This window comes from Streptomyces sp. NPDC056296, assembly GCF_042268605.1.
Taxonomy (GTDB): Bacteria; Actinomycetota; Actinomycetes; order Streptomycetales; family Streptomycetaceae; genus Streptomyces.
Map to the genome: position 1 here is coordinate 1 of NZ_JBHJRX010000061.1, position 17,663 is coordinate 17,663.

Below are 17,663 nucleotides of genomic sequence, written 5' to 3' on the forward strand. Positions count from 1 at the left end.
AAAACGCTCGGCTGGGATACCCCAGCCGAGCGTCTACGTGATCTACTCACCACCTGAAACCAGGCGGTGTTGCGACGACCCCTTGAACCCAAGGGTGGTCGGGGGCCCGTCGTGGCGGATGCGGCTGGGTTACTCCTTGAGCCGGCCGAGGGTGGCGGGGGTCGGCGCGGGCGGCGGCTCGGGGGCCGCTTGCAGGGGAGCGGTGGCAGATGTCGACGTTGGGCGGGGGCCGTGCTCCGACTTGGGGCGAGCTGTGAATCCCGGGTCGTGCTCAGTCCGCCGGGGCCCAAGGGGCGAGCAGATCGCGCAGCAACTCGGCGAAGGCCCCGTCCAAGGTGTCCTCCCACTCCTGGTCACCGACGGCCTCGGGACAGAGAGCGGCGGGACGGGCGATCCACAGGATCTTCCAAGGCCTGGAGAACAGGGCGGCATCGCTCCACACGCCGCCGCGCGGGGCGAGGGGGTGCAGCAGATCGCTTACGCGTCCGGTGATCATCTGCACCAGGGGGCCGTCGGTCGCGGTATGCGCCCGGGGCAGCGCCGTGTGCGAGGTTCGGGCGACGGCGGCCGTCGTCGGATGACGCCGGACGATGCGTACGACCTGTGTCAGGTGCCGCACGATTCCATCGACGGTGCCGTCGCTCGGGTGAGTACGGTCCGCCTCGTCGAAGACTCGGGCGATTTCCGTCTGAAGCGCGCGCAGGTGAAGCCTGGAGGCGGTCTTCCAGTTCTCGTAGAGGTAGTTGCGCGAGGTCCCGGAGGCGCGGGCGATGGCGGTCACGGATACGTTCAGGCCGTCGGTGCGCATGAGGGTGCGCACCGTGCTGATCACGTTTGCGGTGCCGAGGGGGTTGCGGTACGGCCAAGAGGCGGGGCTCATGGCCCCATGGTCGGGATGAGCGTGAGCACTTGGGGGGTGAATGTCATCCAGGCACTCGGATGAGCGACCGGAGGACAGTCGGGGGTGGAGTGTTCACGCTTTGGAGGGAGGGGGGTCTTCCTTGAGGGAAGTGATGAACGACGTCCAGCCGGGAGTTGAGAGGAGCAGCGCCGGCCCGGTGGGACTCTTTGAATCCCGCACCGGTATCCCACCTGGGTGACCGTCCACCACCTCCAGGCAACTTCCGGCCTCATTGCCGCTGTAGCTGGACTTGCGCCAGCCCACAAGCTCGGCCGCGTTCGGGATGAAGGGCTCAGGCATCGTCTTCGTAGTCCTTCGCTGTCGACTTGAGCAGGGCAACCGTTTCGCGGAGCGACAGAGCGTCGCTCAACGCGTGATAGTAGGCGCCCTGCAATCGGTCGACGACGGCCGGACTGTCGTGGATCTTCGCTACGTGGATGCCTTCCGAGTACGCCACGGGCGGCTGGTCTTCGAACCACATCAGGCTCAGCATGCTCTGCATCACCGGATAGGCGCCCCGGTCCCGGGGTATCACGTGCACTCGCACACGCCCTGCCTCCGCGAGACCGGCGATGTGCGTCAGTTGCTCCGCCATGACCCTTCGATCACCAACGACGCGGTGCAGCAGCGCCTCGTCCAGCAGCGCCCAGAAGACGGGCGTGACCGGGGTGTCAAGGAGCCTCGCCCGTTCGAGGCGTGTGACAAGGCGCCTGTCACATTCCTCGGCGGTCAACGGAGGGTACGTCGTGCCGAGGACTGCACGCGCGTACGGCCGGGTCTGGAGGAGCCCGGGCACGAACGTCACGGCCGACTCACGAACTGTCACCGCCTGCGACTCCAGCTGCCGCGCCGCCTCGAAGTAGTCCGCGACCGCCGCGTCCTCCTCCGGAAGGAAGCTGCTCAGCACATTCCCCGTGTTCAGGGCGCGGTCCAGCCGTCGCGCGTCCTCCTTCGACGGCACCCGGCGCCCCGCCTCGATGTGCGCGATGTGCGACCGCGTCATGATGGCCATGTCGGCCAGCTGCTGCTGCGTCAGGTCGGCCGCTTCGCGCTGCTGCTTGAGCCAGTCGCCGTAGATGTTGCTCATCCGTTCGACTCCCGTGTGACAAAGGCGCCGTCACATCCGCACCCCTGGCGAGCCTAACTCCGCCCGTTTCACTCTGTACGCGCATCGCTACGGAAAGCGAGACCCCCGCGACCGTCGCACCGGTCCGGGGGCGTGGTCACCGATCTCCACGGAGCCGACGACATGCGTCACCGTATCGCCCGCCTCGCCGGGCTGCCCCTGCTTCCGCTGCTCGCCCTCCTGCTGCCCGGCTCAGGGCGGCGCCGGCGCCGACGTCCTCCCGCGACGGAACCCACCGAATCCCCGTACACCCCGGACGTGACCGTCCGCCGCACCGGCATGCCGGCCCTGCGCGGAGAGGACAACGTGCTCGTACGCCCCTACCTGCTCGCCCACGAACGGCAGGAGGAGGCCGCGCGGCGCCAGGCCCGGCGCCGCGCGCTCCGGTTCGCGGTGCACGGCATCGACCTCGGGCCCCGGGTACCGCACGACGTGGAGGTGGCACGGTGAGGCACGGCGCGCGCCCGGCCCGGCTGCTGCCCTGGACCGGCCCCGAAGGCAAACCCTGCTACCTGCTGACCGACGGCGACGGCCCGCTGTCCCGGATCGCCGACGTCGTCGAGACCACCCACCTCGACATGGCGGAGGGCCTGTTGGACCACGCCGCCGCCCTGCTCGCGGACGCTCGGGCGACGCCCGAACAGCTCCGCTTCATGCTGCACCGCATGTGCGAGGCACTCACCGAGGTGCACCGCGTCGCGGAGAGCCGGGGCATGCGGTCGCGCTGAAGGCGAGCCGTCAATCGACCAGTTCGGGAAAGGCATCCTTGAAGTCGGCGAGCTGAGCGCGATAACCGGCGTTGAATTCGGCCAGTCCATGCACGCCGAGGTTCTTCTCGAAGGCGACGCTCTGCCTGGGCACCAGGGCGGGTATCGCGCGGAACACCTCGCCCGCCGCCTTGGCGTGCCGGCCCTTCTGGACGGTGGCCACCAGGTCCTTGAAGAGGTCCAGCTCCAGGGCCCGGATGCGTTCGCTCGGACTGTCCTGGCCTTTGAGTTCCTCATCGGCGACCGGTTTGGCCCCGGAGGGCTTGGTGAGGAACCTCAGTACCCGCATCGCCGCGTACAGCCGACCGGCCAGTTTGTGGCCGCTCTCGTTCTGGTCTGGCATGGCTCATTACTTGCCACCGGTACCGCGCCGAACCCTGTCCTTCGGAAAGCGGTCAACTCTTGGCCATTCCTCCGGCCTAGGGTTTCGGCCATGCGCCCGAGAATGCTCCGCCCCGCCCTCGCCACCCTCACCGCGAGCCTCGCGGCGGCCGGCTGTCTCATCGCCGCCGGACCGGCCGTCGCACAGGAACGTCCGCAGCGGAACACCTGCTCGCCCGCCGTCTCCCTCACCGGCTACTCCGACGCCCTCGACAAGACCACCCACGACGGCACCTACGTCGGCAACCTCTCCGCACTCGCCCGCGACGGGCGGGGCACGGTCGCCGCCCTCTCCGACCGGTCCGCCCTCTTCCGGCTGGACGCCCGCTCCCTCCAGCCACGGGACGTGATCCCGCTCGCCGACGAGAACGGCGCCGCCCTCGACGCCGAGGGACTGGTCGCCGACCGGGACGGCACCTACCTCGTCTCCTCCGAGACCGAGCCGTCCGTCCACCGCTACTCCCGCACCGGCGAGATCCTCGGCCGCCTCCCCGTGCCGGACGCCCTGCGCACCGCCCCGGAGGGCCGCGCCCGGGCCAACGGCAGCTTCGAGGGGCTGACCCTCCTGCCCGGTGGCCGGAGCCTGATCGCGTCCATGGAGTACCCGCTCGCCGGCGACCCCGCCGACCTCGTGCGCTTCCAGAGCTGGCGGCGGACCGGGCACGGCGACTTCGGTCTCGGCACCCAGTACACGTACCGGACGGACGGCGGCCTCGGAGTCTCCGAGGTCACCGCGACCCCCTCCGGCCGCCTGCTCGTCCTGGAACGCGGCTTCACCTCCGGCGTCGGCAACACGGTCCGCCTGTACCTGACCGACCGGCCCCGCGGCGGCGCCGCACTCGGCAAGACCCTCCTCGCCGACCTGGCCGACTGCCCCTCCCTCGGCGCCCCCGCCAAGCAGCCGCAGCCCAATCCGCTCCTCGACAACTTCGAGGGCATGGCCGTCACCGGCCGGAGCGAGGGCCGACTGGACGTCCTCCTCGTCAGCGACGACAACCAGAACGCCGTACAGACGACCCGCTTCCTCCGGCTCCGGGTCCGCGCCTGAATCGTCACGGGCGGGATGAAATCCCCGCTCGCCCGTGTTGGTGCCTTCCGGTAGATCAGGTGAGCAGGACGACCGACCGGAGGGCACGGCGTGGACGCGCAACGGGGATGGGCACGACGACTGGCGGGCTACGCCTGGCGCTATCCCAAGGACGTCGTCCTCGCTCTCGGCGCCTCGCTGGGCGGCATGGCCGTCATGGCCCTGGTCCCGTTGATCACCAAGGTGATCATCGATGACGTGATCGGCGACAAGACCAGGGACATGGCCGTCTGGGCCGGTCTGCTCGTCGGTGCCGCCGTCGCCGTCTACGTCCTCACCTACATCCGCCGCTACTACGGCGGCCGGCTCGCCCTCGACGTCCAGCACGACCTGCGTACCGACATGTACGGGACGATCACCCGGCTCGACGGGCGGCGGCAGGACGAGCTGTCCACGGGGCAGGTCGTCGGGCGGGCCACCAGTGACCTCCAGCTGATCCAGAGCCTGCTGTTCATGCTCCCGATGACCATCGGGAACGTCCTGCTCTTCCTGATCTCCCTGGTGATCATGGCGTGGCTGTCCCTGCCGCTCACGCTGGTCGCACTCGCCGTCGCCCCCGCGCTGTGGTTCATCGCCCGCCGCAGCCGCACCCGCCTGCACCCCGCCACCTGGTACGCCCAGGCCCAGGCCGCCGCCGTGGCCGGCGTGGTCGACGGCTCGGTGAGCGGCGTACGGGTGGTGAAGGGCTTCGGCCAGGAGGAGCAGGAGACCGGGAAGCTCAGGGAGGTCGGGCGCAGGCTCTTCGCCGGGCGGCTGCGGACGATCCGGCTGAACGCCACCTACACCCCCGCCCTCCAGGCCGTCCCCGCCGTCGGCCAGGTCGCCATGCTCGCTCTCGGCGGCTGGCTGGCCGTACGCGGGAACATCACGCTCGGTACCTTCGTCGCCTTCTCCACCTACCTCGCCCAGCTCGTCGGCCCGGTCCGGATGCTCGCGATGGTCCTCACCGTCGGCCAGCAGGCCCGCGCCGGCACCGAACGCGTGCTGGAGCTGATCGACACCGAGCCCGCGATCGAGGACGGCACGAGGGATCTGCCCGCCGACGCGCCCGCGACCGTCGAGTTCGACGACGTCGCCTTCGGCTACGCCTCGGAGTCCGGGAAGAGCCGCCCCGTCCTCGACGGGCTCTCCTTCGAGATCCGCGCGGGCGAGACCCTCGCCGTCGTCGGCTCCTCCGGCTCCGGGAAATCCACGGTCTCCCTGCTCCTGCCGCGCTTCTACGACGTGACGGGCGGCGCCGTCCTCATCGGCGGCCACGACGTGCGCGAGCTGACCCTCGACTCGCTGCGGGCCGCCATCGGGCTGGTGCCCGAGGACTCCTTCCTGTTCTCGGACACCGTGCGCGCCAACATCGCGTACGGCCGCCCGGACGCCACCGGCGAGGAGATCGAGGCCGCCGCGCGGGCCGCGCAGGCGCACGGGTTCATCACGGAGCTGCCCGACGGTTACGACACCACCGTCGGCGAGCACGGCCTGACCCTCTCCGGCGGCCAGCGCCAGCGGGTGGCCCTCGCCCGCGCGATCCTCACCGACCCCCGACTGCTGGTCCTCGACGACGCCACGTCCGCCGTGGACGCCCGCGTCGAGCACGAGATCCACGAGGCGCTGAAGGAGGTCATGCGGGGCCGTACGACGCTCCTGATCGCGCACCGCCGTTCCACCCTCGGCCTCGCCGACCGCATCGCCGTCCTCGACCGCGGCCGCCTCGCCGACCTCGGCACCCACGAGGAGCTCCAGGAGCGTTCCGCCCTCTACCGGCGCCTGCTGACCGACCCCGACGAGCTGGGCGGGGTGTCACCGGGACACGCCCGGCCCGCCGCACCCGCCGAGGACACCTCCGTACGGGACGAACTGGACGCCGAGTTCGACGCCGAGCGCGGGGTCACGCCACGGCTGTGGACCGGCGACCGGGCGCCCAAGGACACCGCCCTCGCCGGCACCCCGGCCACCCCGGAGCTGCTCGCCCAGGTCGACGCGCTGCCCCCGGCCGACGGGACCCCGGACGTCGACGAGGCGCGGGCCGTGGAGCCGGAGGAGTCGTACGGCCTGCGCCGCCTGCTGCGGGGCTTCCGCGCACCGCTGCTGATCAGCCTCGCCCTGGTCGCCGTGGACGCCGGCATGGGCCTGCTGCTGCCGGTGCTCATCCGGCACGGCATCGACGAGGGCGTCACGCAGGCCGCCCTCGGCGCGGTCTGGGCGGCCTCGCTGCTGGGTCTGCTGGCGGTGCTCGCCCAGTGGACGGCGCAGACCGGTGAGATCCGCATGACCGGCCGGACGGGGGAGCGGATCCTGTACTCGCTCCGGCTGAAGATCTTCGCCCAGCTCCAGCGGCTCGGCCTCGACTACTACGAGCGCGAGCTGACCGGCCGGATCATGACGCGGATGACGACGGACGTGGACGCGCTGTCGACGTTCCTGCAGACGGGACTCGTCACCGCCTTCGTCTCGGTCGTCACCTTCTTCGGCATCCTGGTCGCCCTGCTGGTGATCGACGTGCAGCTCGCGCTCGTCGTCTTCGCGACCCTGCCGCCACTGATCATCGCCACCTACTTCTTCCGCAAGGCCAGCGTGAAGGCGTACGAGCTGGCCCGGGAGCGGGTCTCCTCGGTCAACGCCGACCTCCAGGAGTCGGTGGCCGGGCTGCGGATCGTGCAGGCCTTCCGGCGTGAGCACGACGGCGGGCGGCGGTTCGCCGAGCGCAGCGACAGCTACCGGCAGGCCCGCATCCGGGGGCAGTGGCTGATCTCGATCTACTTCCCGTTCGTACAACTGCTGGCCTCCGGGGCGGCCGCCGCCGTGCTGATCGTCGGCGGCGGGCGGATCGACGAGGCGACGCTGACGACCGGCGCGCTGGTGGCGTACCTGCTCTACATCGACCTGTTCTTCGCGCCCGTCCAGCAGCTCTCCCAGGTCTTCGACGGGTACCAGCAGGCGTCCGTCTCCCTCGGCCGCATCCAGGAACTGCTGCGGGAGCCGACCTCGACCAAGGCTCCCGAGAAGCCGCTCGGCGTGGCGTCCCTGCGCGGCGAGATCGCGTTCGAGGACGTGCACTTCAAGTACGGGGGTGCCGACGAGGTGGACGCAGCCCTCACCGGCATCGACCTGCGTATTCCCGCCGGGCAGACCGTCGCCTTCGTCGGCGAGACCGGCGCGGGCAAGTCGACGCTGGTCAAGCTGGTGGCCCGGTTCTACGACCCGACGGGCGGGCGGGTGACCGCCGACGGGCGGGACCTGCGCGGCCTCGACCTCACCTCCTACCGGCACCGGCTGGGCGTCGTCCCGCAGGAGGCGTACCTCTTCCCCGGTACCGTCCGGGACGCCATCGCCTACGGCCGCCCGGACGCCGGCGACGCCCAGGTGGAGGCGGCGGCGCGGGCGGTCGGCGCCCACGAGATGATCGCCACGCTGGAGGGCGGCTACCTCCACGAGGTCGCCGAGCGGGGCCGCAACCTCTCCGCCGGGCAGCGGCAGCTGATCGCGCTGGCCCGCGCCGAGCTGGTCGACCCCGACGTGCTGCTCCTCGACGAGGCGACGGCGGCCCTGGACCTGGCCACCGAGGCGCAGGTCAACCAGGCCACCGACCGCGTCGCGGGCCGCCGTACGACGCTGGTCGTCGCGCACCGGCTGACCACGGCCGCCCGCGCGGACCGCGTCGTCGTCATGGACGGCGGGCGGGTCGCCGAGGACGGCACGCACGACGAGCTGCTGGCGCTCGACGGACGGTACGCGCGACTGTGGCGGACCTTCGTCGGGGCGGCCGAACCGGAGGAGCCGGTCGGCGCGCTGCGGTGACCCTCGCGCAACCATTCGACATACGGCGTGCGTCCGTACAGCCGTACGCCGGTGCCGCCGTACGGCGGGGGCGGAGAGGGAGGGGGACCGCTTTGGGCAAGGGTGGTGCTGGAACACGTCGGCGGCTGGCGCTGGGCACGGCCGTGCTGATGGCGGCCGGGCTGCTCGCCGTCGCGGTGCCGCAGGACGCGCAGGCCGCCGCAGGGTGCCCGGGGCGCAAGGTCCGCACGCTGCCGTTCTCCACCGGGTCCGTCCTGGTCTACAAGCGCGGCAACTATGTCTGTGCCGTCACCGTCCCCAAGAAGGCCGGCACCAAGCGGCAGATGTCCGTCAGCGTGCAGGCGCGCGGCGGCCGGCCGGTCGTGGACTCGGGGCGGTACGCCTACCGGGCGGGGCCGGTGACCGTGCACGCCGGGAAGCGCTGCGTGTGGGTGAAGGGCAAGGTGTCCCGGGGCTCGGTCAGCTCCGGCTGGATCCTCTGCTGAGTCGTCCCCCGGCAGCCAATCTTCGATCTCCCCTGGTGTGCGGGTGACTTGCTCCGATAGCTTCCGGCGCACATCCGTTTCACAGGGAGGGTGCATGCGCAAGGCGCTCAGATGGCTGCTGGCGCTCGTGGTGCTCATAGGCACCGTCAGCACGGCGGGCGCGGCCACCGCCGCCGAGCCGAAGGCCGTCGACATCAAGGACCGGCTGCTGTCCATACCGGGCATGAGCCTGATCGAGGAGAAGCCGTACACCGGCTACCGCTTCTTCGTCCTCAACTACACCCAGCCGGTCGACCACCGGCGCCCGTCCAAGGGCACGTTCCAGCAGCGGATCACCGTGCTGCACAAGGACACGGCCCGCCCGACGGTCTTCTACACCGGCGGCTACAGCGTCTCCACGAACCCGAGCCGCCGCGAGCCGACCCAGATCGTGGACGGCAACCAGGTCTCCATGGAGTACCGCTACTTCACGCCGTCCCGGCCCGAACCGGCCGACTGGTCCAAGCTGGACATCTGGCAGGCGGCCAGCGACCAGCACCGCATCTTCAAGGCACTCAAGCCGCTCTACTCCGAGAACTGGATCTCCACCGGCGGCTCCAAGGGCGGCATGACCGCCACCTACTACGAGCGCTTCTACCCGCGCGACATGGACGGTGTCGTCGCCTACGTCGCCCCCAACGACGTGGTGAACCGCGAGGACAGGGCCTACGACCGCTTCTTCGCCCGCGTCGGCACCGAGGAGTGCCGCGACCGGCTGAACGGCGTGCAGCGCGAGGCGCTGGTGCGCCGGGCACCGCTCAAGGAGAAGTACGAGGCGTACGCCGCCGAGAACGGCTACACCTTCGACACCGTCGGCAGCCTGGACCGCGCGTACGAGGCGGTCGTCCTCGACTACGTGTGGGGCTTCTGGCAGTACAGCACCCTGAAGGACTGCGCCGACATCCCGGCCGACGCCAAGAACGCGACGGACGACGAGATCTGGAACTCCGTCAACACGATCTCCGGCTTCTCCTTCTACACGGACCAGGGCCTCGCCCCGTACACGCCGTACTACTACCAGGCGGGCACGCAGTTGGGCGCGCCGACGATCCACTTCCCGCACATCGAGAAGAAGTACATCCGCTACGGCTACCAGCCGCCGCGCAACTTCGTGCCCCGGTCGATCCCGATGAGGTTCGAGCCGTGGGTGATGCGGGACGTCGACCGCTGGGTGCGGCACAACGCCGACCAGATGCTGTTCGTGTACGGCGAGAACGACCCGTGGGGTGCCGAGCCCTTCCGTCTCGGGCGGGGCGCGCACGACTCCTACGTCCTCACCGCGCCCGGCATGAACCACGGTGCCAACGTCGCCGGCCTGGTGCCCGAGGAGAAGGCCCTTGCCACGGCCCGCATCCTCGACTGGGCGGGCGTCGCCTCCGCCGAGGTACAGGCGAACCCGTCGGCGGCCGAGCCGCTGGCGACGTTCGACGCCAAGCTGGACAAGCGGGACGTGCAGCGCGAACCGGCGCTGCGCCCGTAGAGCGGTGACCGCGCCCGGCCGCCGCTGAGACGCTCCGACACGGGGACGCTCACAGCGGCCGGGCGCAGCCCACCGGCCGTTCGCCGCCGAGGCGGACGTAGAGGCCGGTCGAGGCCGGGCAGTCCGTCCGGACGGCGACCGCCTCGACCACCTTGAACTGCGGTTTCCTCTTGCCCTTGCCGTCGCACGCGGTCTCGCGGACCTTGCCGTCCCCGGCGTCGTAGACGCAGTCGCCGACGATGGTGCGCGGGCCGCCACCGCCGCCCGGATCGCCGGGGTGCGGCGGCTGGAGCCCCCGCATACAGGCGTAGCCCCGTGACACGGCCCCGTCGCCGTCCTCGTCGGACGAGGGGCGCTGCTCGCTGATGTGCAGGACGAAGTCGGTGGTGGCGGGGCACGGCGGCCCGTCGCCCGCACGGCCGTCCTCCCGGGCCACGACCCGGGCCGCCGCCCGCTCGCTGTCGCACGGCACCTCGGTGAACGAGACCGTCCCGAACGAGCTGCACTCGTCGATCGCGAGGAACACCGCCCCGTACCCGGAGGGCCGTACGACGGCCGGTGCCGAGCCCGGGACGGTCCCCCCGCTGAGCCGCCCGCCCCCGCTCGCGCCCTTGCCGCCGCTCTCGCCGCCCGTCAGGCCCGACGGGCTCTGGCAGCCCGTCAGCAGCACGGCGCACAGCGCCGACAGGGCGCAGAGCGCCCCCGCAGCCCATCTCTCACGCATCGCCATCCCCCCGGATCCCCGGACCAGCGTGACCCGCCGCAGCGGGCGCACGCCAGACGCGCGGGGTGCTTTGCGCACGGTGGCCGGGGGCGCCCCCGGCGCGTGGCGTAGGCCGCGCTACGTCCTACGACCGGTAGGACAGCCCGTGCCCGAGGGGGTACAGCACCTTGGTCGGATCGTCCGCCCGCACCACCGGCACCGGCAGCTTGCCGCGCGGCCGTACCCGCCCGGCGATCACCCGGGCCGCCGCCCGTACCTCGACGTCGGTCCAGGAGTACGCGGCGAGGTAGGCGCGGACGTCCGGGAGCCGGGCCACGTCGTACGGGTTGCGGATGGCGACCGCGACGACCGGCTTCCCCGTCTCCAGCAGCCGTGCGACCAGTGTGCGCTGGCTGCCGGCCGCGGTGACGTTGTACGTGGCGACCACCACCGCGTCGGCGTCCCCGGCCGCCGCGACCGCGCGGTCGATGACGGCGGCGGACGGCGCGGTGCCCGTGGACAGGGCGGTGGCCGTGAAGCCCAGCTCCGTCAGCTCGCCCGCGAGGACGCCGGTGGGCGGCCCGGTCGTGCCCGAGGGGGAGGCGGGGTCGGCTCCCACGACGAGCACCTTCGGGTGTTCCCGGCGCGACAGCGGCAGCAGCCGCCCCTCGTTGACGAGCAGTGTGGTGGTCCGCTCGGCGATCCGGTCGGCCGCGGCCAGGTGCCCCCGCGTGCCGACGGTGCGGTCGACGTCCCGCCGGCTGGTGTAGGCGTCCCGGAACAGTCCCAGCTTCGCCTTCAGCCGCAGCACCCGCAGGATCGATTCGTCGAGCCGCGCCTCGGTGAGTTCACCGTCGCGTACGGCGTTCAGGACGGCGTTCCAGGCGAGGTCCAGGTGCGGCGGGTTGAGCAGCTGGTCGACGCCCGCCTTCAGCGCCAGCACCGGCACCCGTTCGTCGCCGTACTTGGTCCGTACGCCCTCCATGCCGAGGGAGTCGGTGACCACGACCCCGTCGTAGCCCAGCTCCTCGCGCAGGATGCCGGTGAGGATGGGGCGGGAGAGGGTGGCCGGGTCGCCGGAGTCGTCGAGCGCCGGGACCACGAGGTGGGCGGTCATGATCGCGTCGATACCGGCGTCGATGGCCGCGCGGAAGGGCGGGGCGTCCAGCTCCGCCCACTGCTCGCGGCTGTGCGTGATCACCGGGAGGCCGGTGTGGCTGTCGGTGGCGGTGTCGCCGTGCCCGGGGAAGTGCTTGGCGCACGCGGCGACCCCGGACCGCTGATACCCCGTCACCTCGGCCGCCACCAGCTCCGCCACCGCCTGCGGATCGGCGCCGAAGGACCGCACGCCGATCACGGGGTTGGCGGGGTTGACGTTCACGTCGGCGACGGGGGAGTAGTCCTGGCGGATGCCCATCGCGTGCAGTTCGGCGCCCGCGACCCGGCCGAGGGTGCGGGCGTCGGACCGCGACCCGCCCGCTCCGACGGCCATCGCGCCCGGGAAGAGGGTCGCCGGCTCGCCCACGCGGGCCACTATTCCGTACTCCTGGTCGGTGGAGACGAGCACCGGAAGGCCGCGCGGCAGTTCGAGCGACGCCTTCTGAATGCCGTTGGACAGGTCGGCGATCTGGTGCGGGTCGCGGGTGTTGTGCGCCCAGGCGAAGTAGATGACGCCGCCGACCCGGTACTTGGCGACCAGCTCGGCCGCGGTGCGGACGCCGATCTCCTTGAGGTTGGCGTCGATGTCGGCCTGGTCGGGGTCGGTGGCGGAGTGACCGTAGACCCGCATGACGAAGAGCTGGCCGACCTTCTCCTCCAGCGTCATGCGGGAGATGAGCGCCCGGAGCTTGTCGTCGTCGGGCCTGCGGGCATCGGCGTACGCGGTGCCGCCGCCGGCCGCCAGGGTCGCGGTGACGACCGCGGTGGCGGTGAGGACGGTACGTCTTGAGGGGTGTGCGGTGCTTCCCGTGCCGGCCGTGCTGCTGTGGTGCACGTGCGCTCCTTCCGGAGTGATCCGCTGGGGAATCGCTGGAGAGGTGCTGAAGGAAACTGCCAAGGAGTCACCAATATCCGGGAAGTTTCTGCCAGTCAAGGGAGCGCACAGGAGTCACCCGAAGCGGTGAAGAGCGAGCCGGAGGGGCCGCCGTCGGCGCTAGGGAGGGTGCGCGCCGACGGCGGCGCGCTGCCGGCCGCGGTACGACGGAGAGGGTGGTCAGCGATCGCAGCCGGCAGCGAGGCCGACACCGCACCGCGCAGACTCATCCGGCAGCGTGCGGATTGGACGACGGCGGCCGGGCAGGGGTTCCCGGCCGGGGCGGGTTTCCCAAGTCGGTACGCACGGGGCCCGTGGGGCGAGGGCCCTCCCGGCAACGGACGGGACGAGCCGGTCCGAGGCGCGGAGAGTACGGGCGGGCGAGGGTCACCCACGCCCGCGCCGCCCGGCGGGCCCACCGACGCGGGCGAACGCCCCCGAGGCCGCGCCGCCTCCGCCCGGCCCCCGGCGCCGACGCTCCGGTCAGTCCGCCCGTGCGGGCGGGACGGTGCGGGCCGAGGCGTCCGGCCAGTGGGCCCGTAGTGTGCGCACCGTCTCCGCGATCGCCGGACGGCGAGCCGCGCCCGCGCGCCACAGTGCGTACAACCGCCGTACGGGCGTCGGGACGAGCGGCACCTCCACCACCCCCGCGGGCAGCGGGCCGCGCCCCAGCCGGGGGATCAGGGCGATGCCCAGCCCGGCCGCGACCAGGGCGACGAGCGTCGGGTTCTCGTCGGCCTGGTGGACGATGTCCGGCTCGTGCCCCGCGCCCCGCAGGGTCCGCAGCAGCCAGTCGTGGCAGACCCGCCCGGGCGGCTGGCAGATCCACCGCTCCCCGCCCAGCTCCTCCCGCCGCACGCCGTCCCGCCCCGCGAACCGATGCCCCTCGGGCACGAGCAGATCGCACAGGTCCTCCCCGACGAACGCCTGCTCCACCCCGGCCGGGGCGGGCAGCGGCGCGATGTCCCAGTCGTGCGCCACGACCACATCGACGGCGCCCTTCGCCACCAGGTCCACGGACAGATGCGGGTCCACCTCGGTGAGCCGGGTGTCGAGCGCGGGATGCCGTGCCGCCAGGTCGGCCAGCACGGACGGCATCAGACCGCGCGCCGCCGACGCGAACGCGGCCACGGTCAGCCGCCCCGCCGGCACCCCGCGCCGCTCCTCCAGCCGGGTCTCCGCCCGCTCCACGACGGCCAGCAACTCGACGGCGGTGGCGGCCAGTTGCCACGCCTCGTCGGTGAGCCGCACCCCGCGCCCCTCCCGCTCCAGGAGCACGGTCCTGGTCTCCCGCTCCAGCTTGGCGATCTGCTGGGACACGGCGGACGGCGTGAAGCCGAGCGCGGCGGCGGCCGCGCCGACGGTGCCGTGCACGGACACGGCGTGCAGGGCACGCAGACGCTGAAGATCGAGCACGAGGCGGCCCCCTGATACGGATCCCTGATGTCCCTGATGCGAACAGTTAGCAGTGCTTCATCCAACCATGCAGAAATCATCGCTGGTGCTTCATGGTCGATCGGCGTGATTCTCGACGCATGCGACCTTCCCACCTGCTCCTCGCCGTGCTCGTCGCCGCCGTCTGGGGCGTGAACTTCACGGTCATCGAGATCGGCCTCGACCACTTCCCGCCGCTGCTCTTCTCCGCCCTGCGCTTCCTCGTCGCCGCGCTGCCCGCCGTCTTCCTCGTGGGCCGCCCGAAGGTGGCCTGGAAGTGGATCGTGGCGGTGGGGCTGGTGCTGGGCGTCGCGAAGTTCGGGCTGGTCTTCGTGGGCATGGACACGGGCATGCCGGCCGGCCTGTCCTCCCTCGTCCTGCAGATCCAGGCGGTGTTCACGGCGGTGATCGCGGCGGCGGTACTGGGCGAACGCCCCACCGGTGTGAAGGTGCTGGGCATGGTGGTGGCGCTGGCCGGCATAGGCGTGGCGGCCCTCGACGAGGGCGCCTCCGGACCGCTGGGCGCTTTCGTGCTGGTCGTCGGGGCGGCGGCCGCGTGGGGCCTGTCCAACGTCCTGACCCGCAAGGCCTCCCCGCCCGACGCGCTGAACTTCATGGTGTGGGTGTCCACCGTGCCGGTACTCCCCCTGCTGGCCCTCTCCCTCGTCACGGAGGGCCCGTCCCAGGACCTCGCGGCCCTGCGCGGGCTGGACTGGCAGGGCGCCGGCACGATCCTCTTCGTCGCCTGGATCTCGACCGTCTTCGGCTTCGGCGCCTGGGGCTGGCTCCTGCACCGTCACCCCGCCTCCACGGTCGCGCCGTTCTCCCTCCTGGTGCCCGTCTTCGGCATGTCGTCGGCGGCGCTCTTCCTCGGCGAGTCGGTGACCCCGCTGCGGTGGTGCGCGGCGGCGCTGCTGGTGGGCGGGGTGGCACTGACGACGCTCACTCCCTCCCGGCGCGGCCGGGACCGGCGGCTGCCGGAGGTGGTCGTGGCCCGCCCGGAAAGCGTTGGACGGCCGCCGGCGCGGGCGGAAGAATCCGTCCGGTGACGTTCACCCTGAAGGGCCCGGCCCTCGAAGGCACGCTGGTACGACTGGAACCGCTGGGACCGCACCACGCGGCGGACCTGGCCGTGGCCGCCGAGGAGGACCGCGGCACCTACGCGTTCACGTGGGTACCCAGGGCCGACGAGGTCGGCGCCTACATCGACGCCCAGTTGGCCAGGGCGGCGACGGGGCGGCTGGCGCCCTACGCTCAGGTCTCCCTCGCCACCGGCCGGGCGGTCGGCGCCACCTCCTACTGGGAGCCCCGTTCCTGGCTGACGGACGACGCCCTCGACGCGATCGAGGTCGGTTTCACCTGGCTGGCCCGGTCGGCACAGGGGACGGGCGTCAACGCCGAGGCCAAGCTGCTGCTGTTCCGCCACGCCTTCGAGGTGTGGGGGGTGTCCCGGGTCGACCTGAAGACCGACGCCCGCAACGCCCGGTCCCGCGCCGCGATCGAGTCGGCCGGCGCCCGCTTCGAGGGCGTACTGCGCAACTGGTCCCGCTCCTGGGCGCCGGGTGAGGAGGGCCGGCTGCGCGACTCCGCGATCTACTCGATCACGGCGGCGGAGTGGCCGCAGTGCCGCGAGCGGCTGGAGCGCCGGGTGCGACGGCCCGAGGTGTCGACCATCACGTCGACGCCCACGCCCACGCACACGTCGACGCCCGCGCCCGCGCCCACGTCGACGCCCGCGCCCACGCTCACGCCGCGTCGCTGAGCAGCCGGGCGAGGTGCTCGCGCCCCGCGACCAGCAGCTCCGGCAACGGTGCGGCCGACTCGTACCACCGCTTCTCGTACTCCCAGCACAGCCAGCCGTCCCAGCCGTGGCGGGAGAGGACGTCCACCACCTCGGTGAGCGGCAGCACGCCGGCGCCGAGCGGCAGCGGGGTGGTGTCCTCGGCGGAGGCGATGTCCTTGACCTGGACGTAGCCGAGGTGCGGGGCGAGGGCCAGATAGCTCTCCGAGGGCTGCTCGCCGCCCAGCCAGGTGTGCATCACGTCCCACAGGGCGCCGACCTGGCGGTGCCCGACCAGACCGAGGACGCGCATCGCGTCGGCGCCCGTGCGGTGCGAGTCGTGGGTCTCCAGGAGGATGCGTACGTCCACTTCGGTGGCGTACTCGGCGGCCGTGCCCAGCCGCCGGGCCGCCGTCGCGTCGGCCTCCTCGGGGCTCTGGTCGGTGCCGCCGCCGGGGAAGACGCGGATGTACGGGGCGCCCAGGTCGCGGGCCAGGTCGAGCAGGGCGCGGATCTCGGCGATCACCGCGTCGTCGTCACCCGGCGCGGCGACCCGCGCATACCCCGCGAGGCTCAGCAGCTCCACGCCCGCCTCCTTGAACCCGGCCGCCACCGCGGCCCGTTCGTCGGGGGCCAGGCCGGGGTGCACCGGTTCCTCCGGGTGGGCGCGCAACTCGACACCGTGGTAGCCGTGCACGGTCGCGAGCCCCAGCACGTCGGTCAGGGGCAGGCCGGGGACACCGAGGGTGGAGAACGCCAGCTTCATGACCACGGAGCGTACCCGTACCTGCCTTCCGCACTCCTCCCCGTCAGTTGGGTGTCGCCGCCCGGTAGACGCACAGCTGCACGCCCTTGGGCGAGGTGGTCGTGGAGACCGGCTCGAAGGCGTGCAGCGCACCGCCCGTGGGGAAGACCGACTTGCCGCCGCCGAGGATCACCGGCATCACCATGAGCCGCAGCTCGTCGACCAGCCCCTCGTGCAGCAGCGTGCGGGCGAGCGAGGGGCTGCCCAGGACCAGCAGCCCGCGGCCACTTCGCTCGCGCAGCTCGCGGATGCGGGCGACGGCCTCGTCCCCGGGGACGAGGACGGTGTTGTGCCAGCTCAGGTCGGATTCGCCGAGGGTGCCGGAGACCACGTACTTCGGGAGGGCGTTGATCCGGTCCGCGAAGGGGTCCCCCGCCCGCTCGGGCCAGGCCCCCGCCATCGTCTGCCACGTACGCCGCCCGAACAGCAGCGCGTCACAGCCGGCGATCGCCCCGTCGAACGCCCCGCCGACCACCTCGTCGTCGAAGTACGCCTGCGTCCAGCCACCGTGCGCGAAACCGCCGTCGGTGTCCTCCTGAGGACCGCCGGGGGCCTGCACGACGCCGTCCAGGCTGATGAACTCGGTGATGACGATACGCATGGGAGCAGCTCTCCTAGTTCCGTTACGGCACGACGCCGATACAGACCGACGCCCACCCGAAAACTAATCGCCGCCCGGCGCTCTCATGCCGGGTCGGTGATCTCCAGCCCGTCCGGCGTTTGAGGACGAGGCCGTCCAGGCCGAAGCGGGGGCGTGGGGGGGGGGGGGCCCACCCCGCCCCCACCACCCCAGGGGGTCGGGAAAACAAAAACACACCCCCCCCCCGCCCCCCCCAGAACCCCCACCACCC

The 17,663-nt window shown here is 72.2% G+C and carries 17 protein-coding genes; 8 read left to right on the top strand and 9 right to left on the bottom strand.

Annotation, left to right across the window (positions count from 1 at the left end; translation table 11 throughout):
- Positions 1-271 precede the first annotated feature (271 nt).
- From ACFCZF_RS33505 to ACFCZF_RS33515, 3 genes are all read right to left on the bottom strand, one after another.
- Positions 272-880: a TetR/AcrR family transcriptional regulator gene (locus ACFCZF_RS33505; RefSeq protein WP_376674831.1), complete on the bottom strand. Its 609-nt coding sequence runs from the start codon at positions 878-880 to the stop codon at positions 272-274.
- Between the two features lie 93 nt (positions 881-973).
- Positions 974-1,201, bottom strand: a complete 228-nt coding sequence (locus tag ACFCZF_RS33510) for a DUF397 domain-containing protein (protein ID WP_376674832.1) — start codon at positions 1,199-1,201, stop codon at positions 974-976.
- Positions 1,194-1,988: a Scr1 family TA system antitoxin-like transcriptional regulator gene (locus ACFCZF_RS33515; protein ID WP_376674833.1), complete on the bottom strand. Its 795-nt coding sequence runs from the start codon at positions 1,986-1,988 to the stop codon at positions 1,194-1,196. The genes ACFCZF_RS33510 and ACFCZF_RS33515 overlap by 8 nt, the downstream gene beginning before the upstream one ends.
- A gap of 162 nt (positions 1,989-2,150) precedes the next feature.
- On the opposite strand from ACFCZF_RS33515, the gene ACFCZF_RS33520 reads away from it, so the two are divergent.
- Both ACFCZF_RS33520 and ACFCZF_RS33525 read left to right on the top strand, forming a co-directional pair.
- Positions 2,151-2,477, top strand: coding sequence for a hypothetical protein (locus ACFCZF_RS33520; RefSeq protein ID WP_376674834.1), 327 nt, complete (start codon positions 2,151-2,153; stop codon positions 2,475-2,477).
- Positions 2,474-2,755 (top strand): hypothetical protein, encoded by a 282-nt coding sequence (locus tag ACFCZF_RS33525; RefSeq protein WP_376674835.1) that lies wholly within the window; start codon positions 2,474-2,476, stop codon positions 2,753-2,755. Before ACFCZF_RS33520 ends, ACFCZF_RS33525 begins: the two co-directional genes overlap by 4 nt.
- 10 nt (positions 2,756-2,765) lie before the next feature.
- On the opposite strand, the gene ACFCZF_RS33530 is transcribed toward ACFCZF_RS33525, so the two are convergent.
- Positions 2,766-3,137: a hypothetical protein gene (locus tag ACFCZF_RS33530; RefSeq protein ID WP_376674836.1), complete on the bottom strand. Its 372-nt coding sequence runs from the start codon at positions 3,135-3,137 to the stop codon at positions 2,766-2,768.
- Positions 3,138-3,227: 90 nt separating this feature from the next.
- Here ACFCZF_RS33530 and ACFCZF_RS33535 point away from each other — a divergent pair, with 90 nt between their 5' ends.
- The 4 genes from ACFCZF_RS33535 to ACFCZF_RS33550 all read left to right on the top strand — a co-directional run bounded on the left by ACFCZF_RS33535 (position 3,228) and on the right by ACFCZF_RS33550 (position 10,058).
- Positions 3,228-4,223 carry an esterase-like activity of phytase family protein gene (locus tag ACFCZF_RS33535; RefSeq protein ID WP_376674837.1) on the top strand — a complete coding sequence of 332 codons (996 nt, stop codon included), beginning with the start codon at positions 3,228-3,230 and terminating at the stop codon, positions 4,221-4,223.
- A 90-nt stretch (positions 4,224-4,313) separates the two neighbouring features.
- The gene (locus ACFCZF_RS33540) at positions 4,314-8,054 is read left to right on the top strand and encodes an ABC transporter ATP-binding protein (RefSeq protein WP_376674838.1); all 3,741 of its coding nucleotides are present in this window, start codon (positions 4,314-4,316) and stop codon (positions 8,052-8,054) included.
- 149 nt (positions 8,055-8,203) lie between these two features.
- Positions 8,204-8,539: a hypothetical protein gene (locus ACFCZF_RS33545; RefSeq protein ID WP_376674870.1), complete on the top strand. Its 336-nt coding sequence runs from the start codon at positions 8,204-8,206 to the stop codon at positions 8,537-8,539.
- Positions 8,540-8,633: 94 nt separating this feature from the next.
- Entirely contained in the window at positions 8,634-10,058 is a 1,425-nt protein-coding gene (locus ACFCZF_RS33550; RefSeq protein WP_376674839.1) for a S28 family serine protease, read from the top strand.
- Between the two features lie 49 nt (positions 10,059-10,107).
- On the opposite strand, the gene ACFCZF_RS33555 is transcribed toward ACFCZF_RS33550, so the two are convergent.
- From ACFCZF_RS33555 to ACFCZF_RS33565, 3 genes are all read right to left on the bottom strand, one after another.
- Positions 10,108-10,782 (bottom strand): hypothetical protein, encoded by a 675-nt coding sequence (locus ACFCZF_RS33555; protein ID WP_376674840.1) that lies wholly within the window; start codon positions 10,780-10,782, stop codon positions 10,108-10,110.
- 124 nt (positions 10,783-10,906) lie between these two features.
- Positions 10,907-12,754, bottom strand: coding sequence for a glycoside hydrolase family 3 protein (locus ACFCZF_RS33560; RefSeq protein WP_376674841.1), 1,848 nt, complete (start codon positions 12,752-12,754; stop codon positions 10,907-10,909).
- A 522-nt stretch (positions 12,755-13,276) separates the two neighbouring features.
- Entirely contained in the window at positions 13,277-14,209 is a 933-nt protein-coding gene (locus ACFCZF_RS33565; RefSeq protein ID WP_376674842.1) for a LysR family transcriptional regulator, read from the bottom strand.
- A gap of 119 nt (positions 14,210-14,328) precedes the next feature.
- On the opposite strand from ACFCZF_RS33565, the gene ACFCZF_RS33570 reads away from it, so the two are divergent.
- Together ACFCZF_RS33570 and ACFCZF_RS33575 are read left to right on the top strand one after the other, a co-directional pair.
- A complete protein-coding gene (locus ACFCZF_RS33570; protein ID WP_376674843.1) occupies positions 14,329-15,276 on the top strand; it encodes an EamA family transporter in 948 nt (315 codons plus the stop codon).
- A complete protein-coding gene (locus ACFCZF_RS33575) occupies positions 15,273-15,989 on the top strand; it encodes a GNAT family N-acetyltransferase (RefSeq protein ID WP_376674844.1) in 717 nt (238 codons plus the stop codon). The genes ACFCZF_RS33570 and ACFCZF_RS33575 overlap by 4 nt, the downstream gene beginning before the upstream one ends.
- On the opposite strand, the gene ACFCZF_RS33580 is transcribed toward ACFCZF_RS33575, so the two are convergent.
- Entirely contained in the window at positions 15,973-16,773 is an 801-nt protein-coding gene (locus ACFCZF_RS33580; protein ID WP_376674845.1) for a sugar phosphate isomerase/epimerase family protein, read from the bottom strand. The two genes, ACFCZF_RS33575 and ACFCZF_RS33580, sit on opposite strands and share 17 nt — an antisense overlap.
- A gap of 43 nt (positions 16,774-16,816) precedes the next feature.
- A complete protein-coding gene (locus ACFCZF_RS33585; protein WP_376674846.1) occupies positions 16,817-17,413 on the bottom strand; it encodes a dihydrofolate reductase family protein in 597 nt (198 codons plus the stop codon).
- Positions 17,414-17,663 lie beyond the last annotated feature (250 nt).

What these genes read in the sequence shown, in the direction of transcription:
- ACFCZF_RS33510 (WP_376674832.1), bottom strand. Translation starts at nt 1,201, where the DNA reads ATGCCTGAGCCCTTCATCCCGAACGCGGCCGAGCTTGTGGGCTGGCGC.
- ACFCZF_RS33585 (WP_376674846.1), bottom strand. Translation starts at nt 17,413, where the DNA reads ATGCGTATCGTCATCACCGAGTTCATCAGCCTGGACGGCGTCGTGCAG.
- ACFCZF_RS33515 (WP_376674833.1), bottom strand. Translation starts at nt 1,988, where the DNA reads ATGAGCAACATCTACGGCGACTGGCTCAAGCAGCAGCGCGAAGCGGCC.
- ACFCZF_RS33555 (WP_376674840.1), bottom strand. Translation starts at nt 10,782, where the DNA reads ATGCGTGAGAGATGGGCTGCGGGGGCGCTCTGCGCCCTGTCGGCGCTG.
- ACFCZF_RS33580 (WP_376674845.1), bottom strand. Translation starts at nt 16,773, where the DNA reads ATGAAGCTGGCGTTCTCCACCCTCGGTGTCCCCGGCCTGCCCCTGACC.
- ACFCZF_RS33550 (WP_376674839.1), top strand. Translation starts at nt 8,634, where the DNA reads ATGCGCAAGGCGCTCAGATGGCTGCTGGCGCTCGTGGTGCTCATAGGC.
- ACFCZF_RS33535 (WP_376674837.1), top strand. Translation starts at nt 3,228, where the DNA reads ATGCGCCCGAGAATGCTCCGCCCCGCCCTCGCCACCCTCACCGCGAGC.
- ACFCZF_RS33520 (WP_376674834.1), top strand. Translation starts at nt 2,151, where the DNA reads ATGCGTCACCGTATCGCCCGCCTCGCCGGGCTGCCCCTGCTTCCGCTG.
- ACFCZF_RS33505 (WP_376674831.1), bottom strand. Translation starts at nt 880, where the DNA reads ATGAGCCCCGCCTCTTGGCCGTACCGCAACCCCCTCGGCACCGCAAAC.
- ACFCZF_RS33545 (WP_376674870.1), top strand. Translation starts at nt 8,204, where the DNA reads ATGGCGGCCGGGCTGCTCGCCGTCGCGGTGCCGCAGGACGCGCAGGCC.
- ACFCZF_RS33570 (WP_376674843.1), top strand. Translation starts at nt 14,329, where the DNA reads ATGCGACCTTCCCACCTGCTCCTCGCCGTGCTCGTCGCCGCCGTCTGG.
- ACFCZF_RS33530 (WP_376674836.1), bottom strand. Translation starts at nt 3,137, where the DNA reads ATGCCAGACCAGAACGAGAGCGGCCACAAACTGGCCGGTCGGCTGTAC.